Source organism: Streptosporangium sp. CA-115845, assembly GCF_050943795.1.
Classification (GTDB): domain Bacteria; phylum Actinomycetota; class Actinomycetes; order Streptosporangiales; family Streptosporangiaceae; genus Streptosporangium.
This window is the reverse complement of sequence record NZ_CP191988.1, coordinates 1,719,378-1,736,433: the sequence shown is the minus strand read 5'-3', so window position 1 is coordinate 1,736,433 and position 17,056 is coordinate 1,719,378. Positions and strand designations below refer to the sequence as shown.

Annotated in this window: 15 protein-coding genes; 7 read left to right on the top strand and 8 right to left on the bottom strand. The window is 69.5% G+C overall.

The features are described 5' to 3' along the window. Positions 1-36: 36 nt before the first annotated feature. From ACQP0P_RS10265 to ACQP0P_RS10255, 3 genes are all read left to right on the top strand, one after another. Positions 37-1,980 (top strand): N-6 DNA methylase, encoded by a 1,944-nt coding sequence (locus ACQP0P_RS10265; protein WP_433374048.1) that lies wholly within the window; start codon positions 37-39, stop codon positions 1,978-1,980. Between the two features lie 25 nt (positions 1,981-2,005). Beyond that, positions 2,006-2,899 carry a serine/threonine-protein kinase gene (locus tag ACQP0P_RS10260; RefSeq protein WP_350928038.1) on the top strand — a complete coding sequence of 298 codons (894 nt, stop codon included), beginning with the start codon at positions 2,006-2,008 and terminating at the stop codon, positions 2,897-2,899. A 178-nt stretch (positions 2,900-3,077) separates the two neighbouring features. Further along, positions 3,078-3,899 carry an MBL fold metallo-hydrolase gene (locus ACQP0P_RS10255; protein WP_433374045.1) on the top strand — a complete coding sequence of 274 codons (822 nt, stop codon included), beginning with the start codon at positions 3,078-3,080 and terminating at the stop codon, positions 3,897-3,899. A gap of 7 nt (positions 3,900-3,906) precedes the next feature. Here the strand turns inward: ACQP0P_RS10255 and ctaD are convergent, their stop codons facing one another. Continuing rightward, the gene (gene ctaD, locus ACQP0P_RS10250; RefSeq protein ID WP_433381788.1) at positions 3,907-5,517 is read right to left on the bottom strand and encodes an aa3-type cytochrome oxidase subunit I; all 1,611 of its coding nucleotides are present in this window, start codon (positions 5,515-5,517) and stop codon (positions 3,907-3,909) included. A 365-nt stretch (positions 5,518-5,882) separates the two neighbouring features. Here ctaD and ACQP0P_RS10245 point away from each other — a divergent pair, with 365 nt between their 5' ends. Together ACQP0P_RS10245 and ACQP0P_RS10240 are read left to right on the top strand one after the other, a co-directional pair. Next, the gene (locus tag ACQP0P_RS10245; RefSeq protein WP_433374042.1) at positions 5,883-7,220 is read left to right on the top strand and encodes an NAD(P)/FAD-dependent oxidoreductase; all 1,338 of its coding nucleotides are present in this window, start codon (positions 5,883-5,885) and stop codon (positions 7,218-7,220) included. 91 nt (positions 7,221-7,311) lie between these two features. Then, positions 7,312-8,460, top strand: coding sequence for an NAD(P)/FAD-dependent oxidoreductase (locus ACQP0P_RS10240; RefSeq protein ID WP_433374039.1), 1,149 nt, complete (start codon positions 7,312-7,314; stop codon positions 8,458-8,460). 104 nt (positions 8,461-8,564) lie between these two features. On the opposite strand, the gene ACQP0P_RS10235 is transcribed toward ACQP0P_RS10240, so the two are convergent. The 3 genes from ACQP0P_RS10235 to ACQP0P_RS10225 are packed head-to-tail and all read right to left on the bottom strand — an operon-like array spanning position 8,565 to position 11,823. Continuing rightward, positions 8,565-10,250 carry a CotH kinase family protein gene (locus tag ACQP0P_RS10235; protein ID WP_433374036.1) on the bottom strand — a complete coding sequence of 562 codons (1,686 nt, stop codon included), beginning with the start codon at positions 10,248-10,250 and terminating at the stop codon, positions 8,565-8,567. A 6-nt stretch (positions 10,251-10,256) separates the two neighbouring features. Further along, complete coding sequence (locus tag ACQP0P_RS10230) at positions 10,257-10,934, bottom strand: DUF4956 domain-containing protein (RefSeq protein WP_433374033.1); 678 nt, start codon at positions 10,932-10,934, stop codon at positions 10,257-10,259. 16 nt (positions 10,935-10,950) lie between these two features. Next, on the bottom strand, positions 10,951-11,823 hold the full coding sequence (locus tag ACQP0P_RS10225; RefSeq protein ID WP_433374030.1) for a polyphosphate polymerase domain-containing protein: 873 nt from the start codon (positions 11,821-11,823) through the stop codon (positions 10,951-10,953). A 479-nt stretch (positions 11,824-12,302) separates the two neighbouring features. Between ACQP0P_RS10225 and ACQP0P_RS10220 the strand changes: the two genes are divergently transcribed. Together ACQP0P_RS10220 and ACQP0P_RS10215 are read left to right on the top strand one after the other, a co-directional pair. Beyond that, a complete protein-coding gene (locus ACQP0P_RS10220; protein WP_433374027.1) occupies positions 12,303-14,069 on the top strand; it encodes a PD-(D/E)XK nuclease family protein in 1,767 nt (588 codons plus the stop codon). Positions 14,070-14,168: 99 nt separating this feature from the next. Continuing rightward, the gene (locus ACQP0P_RS10215; protein WP_433374025.1) at positions 14,169-14,750 is read left to right on the top strand and encodes a hypothetical protein; all 582 of its coding nucleotides are present in this window, start codon (positions 14,169-14,171) and stop codon (positions 14,748-14,750) included. A 36-nt stretch (positions 14,751-14,786) separates the two neighbouring features. Here ACQP0P_RS10215 and ACQP0P_RS10210 read toward each other — a convergent pair whose 3' ends face one another. The 4 genes from ACQP0P_RS10210 to ACQP0P_RS10195 form a co-directional block, all read right to left on the bottom strand. Continuing rightward, on the bottom strand, positions 14,787-15,335 hold the full coding sequence (locus ACQP0P_RS10210; RefSeq protein ID WP_433374022.1) for a hypothetical protein: 549 nt from the start codon (positions 15,333-15,335) through the stop codon (positions 14,787-14,789). Between the two features lie 162 nt (positions 15,336-15,497). Then, on the bottom strand, positions 15,498-15,836 hold the full coding sequence (locus ACQP0P_RS10205) for a hypothetical protein (RefSeq protein WP_433374020.1): 339 nt from the start codon (positions 15,834-15,836) through the stop codon (positions 15,498-15,500). A gap of 49 nt (positions 15,837-15,885) precedes the next feature. Beyond that, positions 15,886-16,440: a hypothetical protein gene (locus ACQP0P_RS10200; protein ID WP_433374017.1), complete on the bottom strand. Its 555-nt coding sequence runs from the start codon at positions 16,438-16,440 to the stop codon at positions 15,886-15,888. Further along, on the bottom strand, positions 16,437-16,997 hold the full coding sequence (locus ACQP0P_RS10195; protein WP_433374014.1) for a MauE/DoxX family redox-associated membrane protein: 561 nt from the start codon (positions 16,995-16,997) through the stop codon (positions 16,437-16,439). Before ACQP0P_RS10195 ends, ACQP0P_RS10200 begins: the two co-directional genes overlap by 4 nt. Between the last annotated feature and the right edge of the window lie 59 nt (positions 16,998-17,056).

Here is a 17,056-nt window from a genome sequence, read left to right as displayed (position 1 = left end):
AGACCGTTGCGGCACAGTCAACTACTGTGGCCCAACATGGAGGAGCGCCAGGAGATCACCGTGAACGCGGGCGACATCGCCCGGCTTGCCGGGGTCGGCAGGGCAGCGGTGAGCAACTGGCGCCGCCGCCACGAGGACTTTCCCCAGCCGGTGGGCGGCACCACCTCCAGCCCGCTGTTCTCGCTGCCGGAGATCGCCGTGTGGCTGCGCGCGAACGGCAAATCCTTCGAGGTCTCGCTCGGAGACCTGGTCTGGCAGCGGATGCGCACCTCGGTCGACGACCTCAGGCTGGGCGAACTGGTGGCCAAGGTCGGCGCGTTCCTGCTGTTCCTGCGCCGCGAGCCCACCGCCTGGCGTGATCATGGAACGAAGTCTCTCACCCGCATGGCCGAGGTGACGACCGATCTCCCCGGCTCCGCCGATCTCCGCCTGGACGATCTGGCCCTCGTCCGGCTGGTCGCCGAGCTGGCCACCGAACGCGACCCGCTGGAGGTCTTCGAGTTCCTGTGCGAGCGCTACGTCGAGGCGCACTCCCGCCAGCTCTCGGTCACCAGGGACGATGTGGCCGAGCTCATGGTCCGGCTGGTGGTGCGGGAGGGGGACGTCGTCCTGGACCCGGCATGCGGTGTCGGAACGCTGCTGCTGGGCGCGGACACCTTGACGGCCCGGCGGGGAAGCGCTTCGACCGGTGGGAAGACCGTCCTGATGGGGCAGGAGGTCAGCGAGACGAACGCGCTGCTCAGCGCGGTTCGGGTGCTGCTGCGCGGGACCGAGGCGCGGATCGTCGCCGGTGACTCGCTCCGCGAGGACGGCCTGGCCGGTGACGTGGCCGACGCCGTGGTCTGCGACCCGCCGTTCAACGAGCGGGTCTGGGGTCACGAGGAGCTCGCCGGCGACCCGCGCTGGGAGTACGGCCTGCCGCCGCGCGGTGAGTCCGAGCTCGCCTGGGTGCAGCACTGCCTCGCCCGCGTGCGGCCGGGCGGCCTGGTGGCGATCCTGATGCCCACCGCCGCCGCCAGCCGGCGGCCGGGCAAGCGGATCCGCGGCAACCTGCTCCGGGCGGGAGCGCTGCGGGCCGTGGTGACGCTGGCGCCCGGCGGCCCCGACCTGTGGATACTCCGCAGGCCCGACGGCGTGCGCCCGCCTTCCCAGCTGCTGGTGGTGGACGCCGGCGAGGACCTGTCGGTCGTGGAGCCCGCCTGGCGCGCGTACCTGGAGAACCCCGAGGCCGAGCTGTCCGGCGAGAGCCGCACGGTGCGCATCATCGACCTGCTCGACGACGAGGTCGACCTCGCCCCGGCCAGGCACCGCCCGCAGCACAGCGGCCTCGACTTCCCGCGCGACTTCACCGAGGCCCTGGCCAGGTTCATGGAGACCTCGGCCACGCTGTCGGAGGCCACTCCCGCCCTGGAGCTGCTCGCCGAGCGGCAGGACCTGCCGACCACCACGGTCGGCGAGCTGGCCAAGGCGGGGCTGATCACGATCCTGCAGGCGCCGCCGAGGATGTCGGCGGACGAGGGCCCTCTCCCGGTGCTGACCGCCGACGACACCGCGGCGGGCGCCGCACCCTCCGGCCGTACCACCCTCGACCCGGCACTGATCATGATCAGGCCCGGCGACGTGGTGACCACGGTGCTCGGCGCGGTCAGGGTGATCACCCAGAGCGGAGCGGCGCTCGGCCCGCAGCTCACGCTGTACCGGGTCGACCCGCAGCGGCTCGACTCCGGGTTCCTGGCCGGTTTCCTGCGCTCGGCCGACGCGGCCAGGGTCCATCCCAGTTCCAGCCGCCTCGACGTGCGGCGGGCGAGGGTGCCCATGCTGCCCCTGTCCGACCAGCGGATGTACGGCACGGCCTTCCGCGAGCTGTTCGAACTGGAGGACAGACTGCGCGCGACGAGGGCGCTGGGGGAAACGCTGATCCGGCTAGGCTTTGACGGACTGGTCGACGGCCATCTCCGGCCATGCGACCAAGGGGCGTGATGCCCGCACGTCCAGGGGAGGGTCGATGGTCATCGGCGACCGATACGTGCTCGACGACCTCCCTCTTGGCCAGGGGGGCATGGGGGCCGTCTACGGCGGCCATGACAGGCATCTCGACCGCAGGGTGGCCGTCAAGTTCCTGAGGTTCCTCACCGGCCCCGACGAGGAGCTGAAGCGGCGTTTCCTGCGCGAGGCCCGCATCCTGGCCAGGCTGGAGCACCCCGGCGCACCGGTCCTGTACGACTTCGGCACCTTCGACCAGCGGCTGTTCCAGGTGATGCAGTTCATCGAGGGCGTCACCGTGGCCGACGTGGTCAGCGAGCACGGCCCGCTCCCGGTGCCCTGGGCCGCGGCGATCGCCGCCCAGGCCTGCGCGGTGCTGACCGCGGCCCACGCGCTGTCCGTCTGCCATCGCGACCTGAAGCCGACCAACCTGATGCTCTGCCCCGACGGGAGCGTCAAGGTCCTCGACTTCGGCCTGGCCGTGCTCCGCGAGGCCGACTCGACGCAGTTCACCCGGGTCGGCCAGATTCTCGGCACCCCGTCGTACATGGCACCCGAGCAGATCCAGCGCGGCCTGTCCGGTCCCCGCAGCGACCTCTACGCCCTCGGATGCGTGCTCCACGAGATGCTGACGGGCCGCCAGCTGTTCACCGGTCCCACCGAGTACGCCGTGTTCGAGCGCCAGGTGAAGGAGCGCCCGCCCGAGGTCCCGGGGGTTCCCGCCGAGCTGAACCGCCTCGTCGCCGACCTGCTGGAGAAGGATCCCGACAACCGTCCCGCGGGCGCCGACGTCCTCTACGAGCGGCTGCAGCCCTTCGCGGTGGACCTGCCGATGCTCCCTGGCTTCCTGCACCCGTCGTCGGTGCCGAGCCCGGGCCGGATGTACGCGCGAATGGTCGGCCGGGTCCTGGCCTGACGGTCCCTCGGAGAGCAGGCCGGGCAGTGCGTGCCAAGAGCTCACGTTCCTCTATTGACATGTCACCAACGGTACGGCTGCCGCGCCGGGTGCCCACCGGCTTCCACGGCTCCTGGTTCGCCGACGCCTGACCGCCTCCGCAGTGACCCACGACCCGCGATCGGAGAGAATACGCCCCGTGGAAGGTCGATGGGTCGAGGTGGCGGACCGGGTGCTGGTGCGGCGATACGCCGAGCTGGACCTGTCGGTGGGGCTGGTCGTGGGCGACGGCGGTTGCCTGGTGGTCGACACGCGGGGAGACGAGCGGCAGGGGGCCGAGCTGGCCTCGGAGGTCAGACGGGTGACATCCGCCCCGTGGGCGGTGGCGATCACCCACTCGCACTTCGACCACAGCTTCGGTACCCGGCCGTTCCTCGACTGCCCCGTCTGGGCGCACGAGGGCTGCCGGACCGACCTGGCCGAGAACGGCGGCCGGGCCAGGGACGAGTGGGCCCGCCACTACCGGGATCGGGGACGCGCGGACATCGCCGGTGACATCGCGAAGACCGGGATCGCGCTGCCGGACCACCTGGTGACCGGCCGGACGGAGCTGGCCGTCGGCGGTCGCCCGGTCGTCCTGGCCCACCTCGGTCGCGGCCACTCCGGCAACGACCTGGTCGTCCACGTGCCGGACGCCGGCGTGGTCTTCGCCGGGGACCTGGTGGAGAACGGTGCCCCACCTGCCTACGAGGACGCCTATCCCCTCGAATGGCCGGCCACCCTCGCCGGGCTGCTCGACCTCCTCGGCGACGGCGGCAGCGGCAGCGGCAGCGGCGTCGTCGTCCCCGGCCACGGCGACCCGGTCGACCGCGCGTTCGCCGCGGCCCAGCACGCGGAGATCACCGCCCTCGGCCGCCTGTGCGAGCGGGTGGCGACGGGTCTGCTCTCCCCCGCCGACGCCGTACGCCTGTCGCCGTACCCGGAGGAGACCACCAGGACCGCCCTCGGCCGTCCCTGTTGAGCGCGGCTCAGATCTCCTTCTGGAGCCCGGTCGCCGGGTCTAGCCGGCGCGGCCGGTCCCCGATCCTCGGGTGATGCAGGTCGAAGGCCGGCCGCTCCGAGCGGATGGTCGGGATCGAGGTGAAGTTGTGCCGGGGCGGCGGGCAGGTGGTGGCCCACTCCAGCGAGTTGCCGAAACCCCACGGGTCGTCCACGGTCACCCGCCGGGCGTGGCGCGCGGTGTGCCAGATGTTGTAGAGGAACGGCAGCGTGGAGGCGCCGAGCACGAACGCGCCGATCGAGGAGACCAGGTTGAGCGTGGTGAACCCGTCGATCTGGCTGTAGTCGCCGTAGCGGCGCGGCATGCCCTGCGCGCCCAGCCAGTGCTGGACCAGGAAGGTCGCCTGGAAACCGATGAACAGCAGCCAGAAGTGCAGCTTGCCCAGCTTCTCGTTCAGCATCTTGCCGGTCATCTTCGGCCACCAGAAGTAGAAGCCCGCGAACATCGCGAACACCACGGTGCCGAAGACCACGTAGTGGAAGTGCGCGACCACGAAGTACGAGTCGTGCACCTGGAAGTCGAGCGGCGGGGAGGCCAGGATAACCCCGGTCAGGCCGCCGAGCAGGAAGGTGACCAGGAATCCGACCGCGAACATCATCGGTGATTCCATCGATATGTGCCCGCGCCACATGGTGCCGGCCCAGTTGAAGAACTTCACCCCCGTCGGAACGGCGATCAGGAACGACATGAAGGAGAAGAACGGCAGTAACACATGACCGGTGGTGAACATGTGGTGCGCCCACACCGTCATCGACAGGCCCGCGATCGCGATGGTCGCGCCGACCAGGCCGATGTAGCCGAAGAGCGGCTTACGGCTGAAGACCGGGATCACCTCGCTGATGATGCCGAAGAACGGCAGCGCGATGATGTAGACCTCCGGATGGCCGAAGAACCAGAACAGGTGCTGCCAGAGCAGCGCTCCCCCGGTCTGCGGGTCATAGATGCGGGCGCCGTGCCTGCGGCCGGCCTCCAGGGCGAGCAGCGCGGCGGACAGTATCGGGAAGGCTATCAACACCATCAGGCCGGTCAGCAGCACGTTCCAGGTGAAGATCGGCATGCGGAACATCGTCATCCCGGGGGCCCGCATGCAGATGATCGTGGTGATGAAGTTGACCGAGCCGAGGATCGTGCCGAGACCCGCCATCACCAGGCCGACGATCCACAGGTCACCGCCGACCTGCGGGGAGTGAGGTGCCGTGGAGAGCGGCGCGTACGACGTCCAGCCGAAGTCGGCGGCACCACCGGTGGTGAGGAAGCCGAACAGGACGATGACGCCGCCGAAGAGGAAGAGCCAGTAGCTCACCATGTTGAGCCGGGGAAACGCCACGTCGGGCGATCCGATCTGCAGCGGCATGATCACGTTGGCGAACCCGGCGAACAGCGGGGTCGCGAACAGCAGCAGCATGGCCCCGCCGTGCATGGTGAACATCTGGTTGTAGCGCTCCAGGCTCACCACCTGCATGCCCGGCTGGATGAGCTCCGCCCGGATGATCATGGCCATGAGCCCGGCGAGTATGAAGAAGACGAATGCGGTGATCATGTACAGATAACCGATCACCTTGTGGTCGGTGCTGGTCATCCAGTTCACGACCAGTGAGCCCGGCACTCGGTTGGGCGGCGCCGGCGGTGAGGTCAGCGGCTCCTCACGTGACTGCTCGGAGGTCGTCACAGCCCACCCCCCTCGGAAACCGGCTCGCCTTCGAACCGGCCCGTCCTCGAACCGGCGCGGCATCCGATCCCCGCCGCCTTCCATCCCGCCATCCCCAGGAAAAGCCGCTCCCACTCGCCCCCTTCCGCCATCTTGCCCGCACGCTGACCTGGCGATTAATCCCCCTCATCCGGACCTCACCGGTCCGAATGGGCGACATCGGACGACCCGCCGTGCTTGACCCGGGAGCAGAGAGGGCACTCCGCTGGAGTACGGAGCGTCGAAAGGAACACCTCATGGCCCAGCGACAGCGAGTCGTCGTGATCGGAGGAGGGTTCGCGGGCTTCACGGCGGTTCGCACCCTTTCCAGGATCGCCAAGGGCGCGATCGAGATCGTCCTGATCAACCCGACCGACTACCTCCTCTACCTGCCGCTGCTGCCCGAGGTCGCGGCGGGAATCCTCGACCCACGCAAGGTGGCGATCCCGTTGGCGGGAAACCGCCCCGGCGTGCGGCATCTGCTCGCCACCGCGGACACCGTGGACATCGAGGCGCGCCACCTGAAGTGCACGGACGCCGAGGGCAACCCTCGCGAGCTGAGCTACGACCGTCTGGTGATCGCGGTCGGCAGCGTCAACAAGCTGCTTCCCATACCCGGCGTCGCCGAGCACGCCCACGGTTTCCGCAGCATCGCCGAGGCCCTCTACCTGCGCGACCACCTGATCCGCCAGATCGAGCTCGCCGCCATCTCCGACGACCCCGAGGAGCGCGGGGCCCGGTGCACCTTCGTGGTCGTGGGCGCCGGATACACCGGTACCGAGGTGGCGGCTCAGGGCCAGTCGCTCACCCTCGACACCCGCAGGAGGCTGCCGGAGCTGCGTGACCAGCCGGTGCGCTGGATCCTCGCCGACATCGCCCCGCGCATCCTCCCCGAGCTCGACGAGCGCCTGTCCCGGACCGCGCACCGGACGCTGTCGGAGCGGGGTATGGAGATCCGCACCGGTACGGGTGTGGCCGAGGCGACGGCGGACGGCGTCGAACTCTCCGACGGGGAGTTCATCGCGACCCGGTCACTGATCTGGTGCGTCGGCGTGCGCCCCGACCCCATGGTGGAGTCGCTGGGGCTGCCGACCGAGAAGGGGCGGCTGCTCGTCGACGAATACCTGCGGGTGCCGGGACACCCGGAGATCTACGCCTGCGGCGACGCGGCCGCGGTGCCGGACCTCACCCGCCCCGGCGAGTACACCGCGATGACCGCCCAGCACGCCGGCCGCCAGGGCAGACGTGCCGCCCACAACATCGCCGCCTCGTACGGGCGCGGACGGCTCCGGCCGTACCGGCACAACGACCTGGGGTTCGCCGTCGACCTGGGCGAGGCCGCCGCCGCCGCGAACCCGCTGGGCGTGCCGCTGTCGGGCATGGTCGCCAAGGCGGTGACCCGGGGTTACCACCTGCTGGCCGTCCCGCACGGCCGGGTGCGCATCGCCGGGAGCTGGCTGCTGGACCTCGTGCTGCCTCGCCAGACCGTCCAGCTGGGCATGGTCAGCGGCGCGGAGGTCCCGCTCACCTCCACCGTCCCCGAGCGCCCACCCGGCGTGAGCGCCCCGGAGCCCGAGCGGGTGAAACGGGCCTGAGCGGGTGACGCGCAAAGGACGGCGAGCCCTGCCTGCGGAGGGAGTGACGGCCAGGCGGTTCCGCGGGAACGTACAGGGAAGGTTCACCCAGGTGAACGACGTGTGGGACCTGGCGGTCGTCGGCGGTGGGCCCGCGGGGGCGGCGGCCGCGCTGCGCGCGAGGCAGCTCCGGCCTGACGCGCGGGTGCTCCTGCTCGATCGGGCCGACTTCCCCCGCGACAAGGCCTGTGGTGACGGCATCGCCGCCCACTGCCGTGACGAGCTCGCCCTGCTGGGCATCCCCGACCTCGTCGCCGACTACCGGCCGACGCGGCGCCTGGCGGTGGTCTCCCCCGGCGGCGCGCGCGTCTCGGCCACCTCCGCCCGGCCCAACCACGTCGTCCCCCGCAGGGTCTTCGACGCCCGCCTCATCGACGCCGCCCGTGCCCGCGGTGTCGAGGTCCGCCGCCACCACGTCCGCTCGCTCGCCGTCCTCGACGGCCACATCGTCCTCGACGGCACCGTCACCGCCCGCGCCGCCGTCGCCGCCGACGGGGCCAACTCGACGATGCGGCGCCTCATCGGCGTCTCCCCCGCCCCCGACAGGCACACCGCGATCGCCGTACGCGGCTACGCCGGCGTGCCCGCCGACGACGACGTGCAGTCCATCTTCATGCAGCAGGACGGGTGGCCCGCGTACGCCTGGTCGTTCCCCATCGGCGACGGCACCGCCAACGTCGGCTTCGGGATGCTCCTGCCCAGGCTGCGCGCCACCGGCCTGCCGGGCCGCGAGGTGCTGCACGGCCGGCTCGCCGAACTGCTGCCCCACCTGAGCGCCCACGACCTGCGCGCCCACCATCTGCCCCTGTCCCCGGGGCGGCCGAGGCCGGGCTCGGGGCGGGTGATGCTCGCCGGTGACGCCGCCGGTCTCATCAACCCGCTCACCGGCGAGGGCATCTACTACGCCCTGGTCTCCGGCCGCCTCGCCGGCGAGGCGGCCGTGCGGGCCACCGCCGACCCGCTGCCCGCCTACCGGCGCGAGCTGAGGAAGGCACTCGGGTGGCACCTGCGCACCACGGACGTGCTCGCCCTCGCCGCCCAGTCGCCCGGCTTCATCGACGCGGCGATCGACACGGCCGCTCGCCGCAAGGAGGTGTTCGACCTGCTGGTCGACGTGGGCCTCGGCGCGGGCACCGTACCGCTCCCGCTGGCGCTGGCCGTGGTCCGCCGCTGGATCGCGAGCGGCGTCCGACGGCGCTGAACACCACATGTGGATTACCGCATGCCGGTGAGGCCCCGGGGAAAGGGAGCGCGCGGAGGAACGGCGGGAGACCGGGAGCCGGGATCCCGCCGTTCCCCGCAGGATCATCCGCCGGCGATCACCTTGTCCGAGCCCAGCGCCTCGGTGCGGGTCTTGAGGGTGGTACGGAGCGACGTGGCGTCGGCCTCGACCTTGGCGGTGTCGGCGCCCTCGTTCAGCCGGTAGGACTTCACGATGTCGTCGAGCAGCGTGGCGGCGGCCCCGCCTCCCAGGAGCTTCTGGTACAGGTTCCGGTACTGCTCCTCGTAGATCTTCTTGAAGGCGGGTGTCTTCAGGAACCTGTCCTTCAGCGCGTGGCCCATCCGCGGCCCGCCCATCGGATCGTTCTGACGGGCGCCGCCCTCCTGACCGGCACCGCCCTGTGGCTGCCCGCTCCGCGTCGGCTGAACCTGCGGCTGCGGCCCCTGAGTCGGCTGAACCTGCGGCTGCCCGTTCCCGGTCGGCCGGGACTGGGACTGTGAGCCCTGTACCGGCTGAGCCTGGGAACCCGCCCCCCGCGCCGGGCCGCCCCCGCCGAACCCCATGCCGATCGTGTCGTTCGGCCCCGCCGTGGCGTTGCCGTTGAAGGCGAAGTTGAGGTCCCAGGCGATGACGGTGAACTTCTTGCCGTCCAGGTCGTACCACAGGTAGTAGTTACGCCCGGGACCGCTCATGTCGTCGAAGTTGACCATCAGGTTCTGCAGGACGAGATAGCGGGCGAAGGACTCCACGTCCACCCGGTCGGCCAGCCCGGCGGCGAACTCCTCGTCGGAGGCCTGCTCCACCCACTTGACCAGGTCGATGACCGGTTGCAGGTCCTTACCTCCCACCTTGTTGACCTGTTTGAAGTCGGTGCCGTAGGCGGTCTGGTCCTCCCCCTTGTAGCTGAAGCCACTTGAGGCGAGCGACTTGTACAGCACGCCGTCGCCGAGCCTCTCCGCGTATCCCTCGTCGAGATACTCCACCAGCAGACGTGGAGACGAGGAACGGCCGTTGACCGTGAACGAGCTGTAGGCGTACCGCTGGGTCGGCTCGCCGGCCGCGCCGACCAGCGAGATCGCCAGTGCCTCGTTCAGCAGGGTCGAGGACTGCCCGGTCGCGGGACGCACGGCCAGCTGCGAGTGCCCCTGGTAGCGGCGCCCCTCCACGAACTCGTCAAAGCTGATCAGCCAGGGCAGATTCTCGGGTTCCTCCGCCTTGAGCGCGGTCATCGGCCCCCCCGGACCCCGCCCGGGTCCTGCCCCGCCACCACCCGCACCGCCGTCCGGCGGCTGGAAACCCTCCGGAGGCTGGAAGTTCCCCGGGCGCCCGCCGCCGGGGACGCCGCCCCGCCCCCCGGTGCGGGACCTGCCGTTCCAGGTGAGCCCCATCAGCGTGGAGTTGCCCTTCAGCCGGATGCCCACACTCGGCAGGGTGGTCCCATCGATGACCAGGTCGGCCTCTACGTACTTCTTCTCCCCCTCCTTGAAGTACTCCTCCAGCATGTCCCGATAGGCCCCGTCCTTGAACGTGATCTGGACGCTGTGCGAGAGCGCGGTGTCGAAGACGTCCTGGGTGCCCGTGATGTCCTGGGTGACCGTCCGCGCCGCGGTGACCTGCCCGGTGGTCACGTAGGGCCGGATCGTCCCGGTGCCGAAGCCCGCACCCACCACCAGCAGGAACACGGCGAAGAGGGCGACCACCCTCCAGTGGTGCCGGAGCCTGACCGGAATCCGGTGCCGCAGCCGCGGCCGGTTCTTGGGAATGGTCACGGCGGCCTACAGGTCGGCCTGGTCGTACCCGGTCAGAACCGTGACCGGCTGGCCGCTGTTACGCTCCCGCAGGGCCGAGATCAGGTTCGCGGGCTCGCCGCCCTTCTTGATCTTGACCGTGTACATCAGCTCGGTCAGTGCGCCACCGCGGATCGACTCCATGCTCACCAGTTCGAACTCGTCGGTGTGCCGGATCAGCACGTCCTGGATCGTGTGGGTGTAATCCTCGTCCGAGGGCACCTGGACCTTGACCACCTGGCGCTGGACGTTCAGATGGAACCAGTTGAAACGACTCATCATCATGATGACCAGCGAGATCGCCACGGCGGCGACGGCGGCCAGCACGTAGAAGCGGGTGCCCACGGCCATGCCGACGGCCATCACCAGGAAGATGAAGCCGACATCCCGGGTCTCCTTGATCGCGTTGCGGAACCGGACCACGGAGAGCGCGCCGACCAGTGCGAACGCGCGCGCGATGTTGGAACCGACGACCAGCATGATCAGCGAGATGATCATGCCGAGGATGACCAGCGTCTGGACGTAGGACTGGCTGTAGGAGACGTTGCGGTGCGTCGCCCGGTACACCCAGCCGATCATCACGCTGAGCACGAACGACAGCGACATCGCGATGGCGATGTCCATCACGCTGAAGGTGCCGGACAGGTCCTGAAAATCAAAGTTCATGGGGGTTACGCCTCCATCAGGTGGAGTAGGGATCATGGTCGGGGACGTGGAAGACCGACCGAGGGGCCCGGCCGAAGGCCTCCACGCTCTGGCAGTACTTGGAGACCCGTACCACCTGCAGGTTCCGTTTGGCGGTCAGATCGGTGAGCCAGTAGGGAACCCGTTCGTTCGCCTTGACCTCGATGATCGATTTGGTGGGCGGGACGATGAACCGGTTCTGGGCGTCGGCGCCGATGTGGAAGTCCCGGTCACGGCCCCGTACGCGCTGGTCGAAGGTGACCCGGAGGCCGACGTCGGCGTCCCTGCCCACATAGGCGTGCCGCTGGTAGCCGGTCATCGCGGTGGCCCGCAGATCGAGCCGGCAGACCAGGTCCAGAACCTCCTCGACGAAGGGCCGCTCCGCCTCGGTGTGCTCGACCGGCTCACGCCCGTCGCACAACCGCAGCGCGTCGGCGTACGGCAGGCGGACCCGGCGCTTCTGGGTGACGCGGTTGACCCGCTGCTTGATCTCGACGAACACCGGGGTGTCCGCGGTGACCGTGAAACGGTCGCCGTAGTGCCTGATCCGCAACTTGCGCCGGAACTTCAGGCCCTCGATCTTCTCCCAGTAGAAGCGGAGCCCGCGGGTGTCGTAGTAGACACTCCAGATGCCGTACCCCTCGTCCCCGCTGTGAGCGTCCCGGTCGAGTCGCCGCTCCATCTCGCCCCGGAGCTCGTCCACCAGAGCGGTGTCGACCAGATACTTGATCTCGTAGCGGTTGAACGCGTGCAGCCTGCTCGGCGCACGCAGTGCGCGCCCGGCATCGGACACCCGCCCCTCCCCGCCACCGTCCCCGGGATCTGCGGGGCTGTCTGCGATCGCGGACGACCTGCGGAGTCTGCGCAGCATGTTGCTCCATTCGAGAGAGCGTCGGCGGACATGTCATGGTGCGAACCCGGGAGCGACGTGTCCGAGCCCCCGGCGTGGGACATCCCGGACGCGTACCTCCCATGAGCGGCGGCCCGCATGGCGAGGCCGCCCGGCCGGAACGCCCGGGACGGCGGCTCACGGACGTCAGGCCCGTCACCGGCGACCAGCGCCTTCACGGCGGCCGAACCGTTCATGACGTCGTTCTACGTGCCCTCGATGAGAGTCGTCTGAGAAGCGGGTCGACTTCCGTTCATTCGGTGGACGAACAACGGTGGCCCGCCGTTAAGCACAGACCGCGAACAGGTCCGGATCTCTCCTCATGACGGATACCCGTCCGTCGCGTTTCATCTGTAAATTTCCGCCTATCACCCTAAAAAGTTGTGACTCTAGTTCACAATATGTTTCACTGTGTTGCAGCGCAGTAGCACCTCTGCTTCCCCCATACCGAGGAGAGTGCGTTGAGTCAGCCCCCCAGCACCGAGTTCACCGGAAATCCCGATGTCATCCGGCTGTCGGCGAGCCTGCTCGACCGCCGGGACGGCGACTGCGAGGACTTCGCCGCGGTCAAGGCCCGCCCGAAGCTGTGGCCGCGGGTCTCCGAGAGGCGCAGGTACGCGCCCTGGGAGACCTTTCCGCTCGGCCTGGTGATGAATGTGCTCAACGCCGTCGAGTTCGAGGCCGCCCCGATCGACGAGGCTCTGCTGAGGACCCTCGGAGACGCCCGCGACACCGTGCACCCGGGGGCCGCCAACTGGATCGAGCACGCCTGCCACACCTACCTGGAGGTCTCCGAGAGCCTGGCCGCCACACTCGCCGCCGAGGGGGTGGAGCTCAGGCCCGAGCACCACCCCCGGATCGTCCAGGGCGGCCGGTCCCCCGCGGAGATGCGCTCCCTCACCGTCTGGGGCCGGTGGTACGGCTCACCGGACGGCACGGTGGTCGAGTTCCGGCGGATGCGCCTGCGCCGCCCCCTGGGCGGCACGGATATTCCGTCCACCCAGGCGATGGCGTACGTGGCGGCGGCCGGCAAGCAGGTGGCGGACCCGTCGGAGCTTTACAGCGCCATCCCCGTCCCGGTGCGGCCCGTTCCCGTCCCGGTGCGGGTGCGGGTGGTCGAGGTCGGGTTGACCACCGGCACGGACCGGGTCCTGGTCGACACGACGGACCTGGAGGAGATCCGCGGCGCCTACACCTCGAACGTCAGACCCGCGACGGCCCGGCTGCTGGCCGGTGGCGGCCGGGCCCCGGGGCGGGACTGCGCCGACTGCAAGGCACGCGCCTCCTGCGGGCACCTCGCGCACGCTCCCGGCCTGCTCGGCCTCGACGACCGGGGCACGCACCGGCGGACGTGGTCGATCACGACGTCCCGGTACTACCAGGTCTGCCCGGCACAGGCTCACCTGCGAGAGCTCCGGCTGCCCGGCGACTGGGAGACGAGCCCGGCGGCCGAGCGCGGCCAGCACGTGCACGCGTGGCTTGAGGCCGCACACGGCCGGGGAAGAGCCTGCGTTCCCGCGGACCTGCCGGAGGTGGACGCCGATGACTGCGGCCTCGCCGACGAGCTGATGGAGCGCCAGGAGTACCACCGGGCCCGGCCGTACCTGCTCCGGCATCTGGCGGTATGCCCGCTGCGTGGTCCGGGCGAGGTCTCCGAGGTCAGGCCCGAGCCGAAGATCGCCGCGTACGACGCGCGGGCCGATGTGATGGTGCTCGCCCACCCGGATCTCCTCCGCCGGGTGGACGGACGCCTCGTCTACCGCGAGCAGAAGACGTCGGCCGTGCCGCGCGGCATCACCACCGAGAACGCGCTGGAGATGGTCCCCCAGCTCGCCCTGGCGGTCTGCCTGATCGCCGCCGGCGTCTTCGGGGACACCGACGGGCTGGTCGAGCTGGAGCAGCTCACCCCGGACTCCGCCGAGGTGCTCACCTTCGACGCGACCGACCCGGCGACCGCCTCGACCGCCCAGGCGGTCGTCCTCGACCGGGTCCGGCCCTGGCACCGCGACGTCGCCTTCCGTGCCACCCCGGGCGCCTGGTGCCGGTTCTGCCCGGTGTCCCGCTGGTGCCCGAGCGCCTCCGAGGCCACCGAACACGTCGCGGACGGTCTCGCCTTCGACCCCCGCACCGGGGAGATCCTGGCAAGCCCCGGCCGGTTGGACGGTCGCGTCGAGGCGATCGCGGCCACCCTCGCCGACCCCGAACCCGACGACGAACCTCCGTTCTGAGCACTCACCTGGAGCGCATCCGGCCATCCGTACGGTGACTCGCTGACTCTCATCGGATCGAGGCTAGGCAGGGCCTGATCACCGGTGTACAAATGAATCATGATCTTCAAGGGAGCGGCGCGTGCCCTGCTCGCGGTCATGGCGGCACTTCCGCTGGCCGCGTGCGGGGCCTCCTCGGCGCAGACGGGAGACAGTGCGGGGATGCGTACTCAGCCGGGCGAGGGCAGTCTGGAAGCGCCGCGGCTGCTCACCTGTTCCAACCGCAACGGCGACATCGGCGACGAGAGCAACCTGCTCGCCTCGATAGGGCCTGACGACCTGGTCGTGGGGCCGCTGGTCCTCCCTGGCCTGCTCGCCTGGGGTACGGCCAACCCGGAGGAGTACGGCAGCGACAACCGCTTCAAGGTCGGCGCGGTGGTGCGCAAGGGCGGCAAGGTCACCCTGTCGATCCCCAAGGAGTTCCACGAGAGCGCCGGCATGCTCTACGCCGAGGTGGCCAGGAGGGCCGCGGACCCGGCGGGCGCCGACCACTCGGTGACGTTCGTGGCCTGCGACGCTCACGACACGGTGTTCGTGGGCGGGTTCCACGTGCTGGCGCCCACGTGTGTGCCGTTCGACATCGCGGTCCCAGGCAAGCCGGTGGTCCGCAAGGAGATCTCCTTCTTCCACGGGAAGTGCTGAGACGCGGTGGGCGGGCGCGGGGCCCGCCCACCGCGCTCAACCGAGGAACACCGTCGCCAGTACGCCGGCGAACGTGAGAGACAGCAGGGCGAACGCGTAGGTCCGGACCGCCTTCTCTCTGTCCATGAGCCAGTCCATCAGCCAGATCGGCTCGGCCTTGGTGTCCTGGTCCTTCGACGAGGGCACGACGACCACCATCGCCATCGACGGAAGTACGAAGCCGAGCGCGTAACACAGACCGGCCCACCAGGGCACCAGTCCGAAAAGCGTTACGCCGAGCGCCGCCCACGTCAGCGACGTGACGCGGAAGGTGGTCACGACAAGCCCGGTGTCGAGCCCCCACAGGAGCGCGCCTCCGGCAGGGCCGAAGCGGGCGAAGTGTTGCCGAGGGGTCTGCCGCCGCAACATGGGCGTGCGGAGGCCGAACTTACCGGAATCGATGGCCATGCAGGCGAGCAGCACGGCACAGGCGGCGATCTTGGGGCCTGTTCCGCGTAGTCCGCTGCCGATGAGATGAACCAGCCCGTACGTGGAGACGGCGGAGATCACGAAGCCGATCGACAGATTGAGGATGGGCCAATACATGGCCTTCTCCCCAGTTGCTCTCCCCTGAACCAGGGGGCGGAGATATCCGACGAAGGATAGGCCTCAAAAACTGAAAAGCTGCGCGAAGCCCGCACTCATAATGAGCAGGAGCAACGCGATTGTCACCCACGTGTCAAGGGGCAAGGCATCTCCTGAAAGGGATTAGCAGCCGTTGGCGTTGACGGTCCAGCCAGCCGAGCAGATGAACGGCCCGGCATTGCAGTTCGCACCCTTCGTGCACTCTCCGCAGGCGTACCTGCGCTGCCAGGGAGCCGTCCCGCTGCAGCAGGTCCAGGTTTTCATGCTGTAGCCGGACGGACACACATACTGCGCGGAACTGTTCCTTCCGCAGAACTTGTTCGGCAGGGCGAGGGTGCAGCAGTTCCAGTTGGCCGCCTCGGCGGACTTGGACATCGCGGCCACGCCGGCGACAGCCCCGACGGCTGTGACGCCGATCTTGCCCATCCAGCCGAGGAAACCCCGGCGATTGGATCCCGGCAAGCCGGAGATCTTCTCCATGTGGTGCCTTTCTGTGCGGCGGGGAGAGGGATCAGTGCTGGACGGACGGCTTGCGGACCAGGTCGTACTTGTAGGAGATGGGAGCGGCCGCGTACATCTGCCTGACCGTCGGCACCGTGTGGGCCCGTGTCAGTTTTCCCTCGGCGATGTGGAGGGCGACGGGCGTCAGATCGAGCCCGATGCTGTTGACGATGAGCTCCCCCTCGTCGAGGAGGACACGCTCGCCACGCAGCTCGAACTCGTCGATGAACTCGTTGCCGTCCCCGCTCACCGGGACGACCACGACCCACATTGAAGGGGGCACCGCGCCACCGCGCAGTGCCGAGGCCAGGTTGCGGCAGGTCTCGCACTTGTTGGAGACGAACAGCACCACGGCCTGTTCAGCGTGATCGAGGACGGCGGGCAGGCCGAACCGGCTGGGGCTGGCCCCTTCCAGGGTGCCCAGGTCCACCGGGGTGGGCTTGTCCTCCATATCGAGATAGCCGCGGATCTGTCTGATCTGCTCAAAAAGCTCGACTTGGGCGCCGATCTGGATGAAAAGCACCACAGCCAGCAAGCAGACCACCACAAGCAGCACCGTCGTCATGCGGCGGACACCTCCGCGTCCTCGTGTTGTTTCGGTTCCGGGATGGCCATACGGTCGCCCCGCAGCACTCGCCAGAGCTTGACCTCAGCCAGGAGTTTCCATGCGACGAGCGCCAGCAGGAGGGTGGCCAGTCCGGCCAGCCCCTCGTCGGCGCTCCACGACGGCGGCGCGTATTCGGCCGCGACTGCCAGGCCCAGCCAGAGCGGCAGGTACACCACCTGCCGCCAGCCCAGTACGGCTTTACCGCCGCCGAAGCAACCGCACTTGATCTTCTCCTTGACCCCCAGCGCACGGATTCCCGCCCCGGCGAACGACAGGGCCAGGAGCACGACGAGCACCCTCGGCCAGGCCGCCGACGGCATGATCGTCAGCGCGGTGACGGCCAGGAGTTCCGCGCCGATCACGAGCAGGGTCGCCGGTCTGGCGACGGCGCCCAGGCCGAGCTTGGAGATGATCTGAGTGAGGTCACGGTTAGTGAGAATCTTCGACAGGGCCGCAACTAGAAAGATGGCGATGAGCGCACCCTGCCCGACAACTCCTGCGGCACTAATCGTCATGACCGAAAAATACGCAAATGACCGCAACTCGGCAATGGGTAATGGTGATCTTTCTTGCC

What these genes read in the sequence shown, in the direction of transcription:
- ACQP0P_RS10200 (WP_433374017.1), bottom strand. Translation starts at nt 16,440, where the DNA reads ATGACGACGGTGCTGCTTGTGGTGGTCTGCTTGCTGGCTGTGGTGCTT.
- ACQP0P_RS10215 (WP_433374025.1), top strand. Translation starts at nt 14,169, where the DNA reads ATGATCTTCAAGGGAGCGGCGCGTGCCCTGCTCGCGGTCATGGCGGCA.
- ACQP0P_RS10225 (WP_433374030.1), bottom strand. Translation starts at nt 11,823, where the DNA reads ATGCTGCGCAGACTCCGCAGGTCGTCCGCGATCGCAGACAGCCCCGCA.
- ACQP0P_RS10210 (WP_433374022.1), bottom strand. Translation starts at nt 15,335, where the DNA reads ATGTATTGGCCCATCCTCAATCTGTCGATCGGCTTCGTGATCTCCGCC.
- ACQP0P_RS10245 (WP_433374042.1), top strand. Translation starts at nt 5,883, where the DNA reads ATGGCCCAGCGACAGCGAGTCGTCGTGATCGGAGGAGGGTTCGCGGGC.
- ACQP0P_RS10265 (WP_433374048.1), top strand. Translation starts at nt 37, where the DNA reads ATGGAGGAGCGCCAGGAGATCACCGTGAACGCGGGCGACATCGCCCGG.
- ctaD (WP_433381788.1), bottom strand. Translation starts at nt 5,517, where the DNA reads ATGACCAGCACCGACCACAAGGTGATCGGTTATCTGTACATGATCACC.
- ACQP0P_RS10230 (WP_433374033.1), bottom strand. Translation starts at nt 10,934, where the DNA reads ATGAACTTTGATTTTCAGGACCTGTCCGGCACCTTCAGCGTGATGGAC.
- ACQP0P_RS10195 (WP_433374014.1), bottom strand. Translation starts at nt 16,997, where the DNA reads ATGACGATTAGTGCCGCAGGAGTTGTCGGGCAGGGTGCGCTCATCGCC.
- ACQP0P_RS10260 (WP_350928038.1), top strand. Translation starts at nt 2,006, where the DNA reads ATGGTCATCGGCGACCGATACGTGCTCGACGACCTCCCTCTTGGCCAG.